The organism is Oceanospirillum linum (assembly GCF_001995095.2).
Lineage (GTDB): Bacteria > Pseudomonadota > Gammaproteobacteria > Pseudomonadales > Halomonadaceae > Oceanospirillum > Oceanospirillum linum.
In genome coordinates this window covers 1-465 of sequence record NZ_MTSD02000072.1, presented here as the reverse complement: position 1 = coordinate 465, position 465 = coordinate 1, and the positions used below count along the sequence as shown (strand labels likewise).

Sequence of the window (465 nt, the reverse complement as noted above, 5' to 3'; positions counted from 1 at the left end):
GAGAGGAAGGCTCAGGGATAGAAGTCTGCTTTTGCGCAATTGAGGCTTCAGCGGCAGGTTTTTCGGTTTCAGTTTTTGGCTTATCCGTTGACTCAGGCTTTTCAGGCGAAATAAGGATAGCGCTGCCTTGATCACCCGTTGCCGAGGCAGAGGTCTCAGAAACCAAATGATCCGCAACAGGTTTCTCCTCAGGCTGATGAGATGCTGGAGAGACAGGGGGGGTGTGCTGTTTATCGCTCATTAGATCGCCTCATGCGTTAGCGCTGGCTTGCAATTGTTGCCAATGCTGCCAGTTGCCATTGAGTGCCTGCCCCTCGGGCTTGGACTATTTTTTTAAAGCCAAGGGCACGAGCCTCAAGGCGTAAACGGGGACTAGACACTAAAATTGTTTTGCCAAACAGTGCGGGGGCACTAGATCCCACGCACTGTACCAAATTCTTCAGCGCATCAGAGCTGCTGATCATC

General features: G+C 51.6%; 2 protein-coding genes. Both read right to left on the bottom strand.

Annotation, left to right across the window (positions count from 1 at the left end):
• A partial coding sequence (locus tag BTA35_RS16670; protein ID WP_139363710.1) for a hypothetical protein occupies nt 1-241 on the bottom strand: 241 nt, incomplete at its 3' end.
• 16 nt (nt 242-257) lie between these two features.
• Nucleotides 258-465 (bottom strand): uroporphyrinogen-III synthase (locus tag BTA35_RS18545; RefSeq protein ID WP_238377630.1); only part of this gene is annotated, 208 nt, incomplete at its 5' end.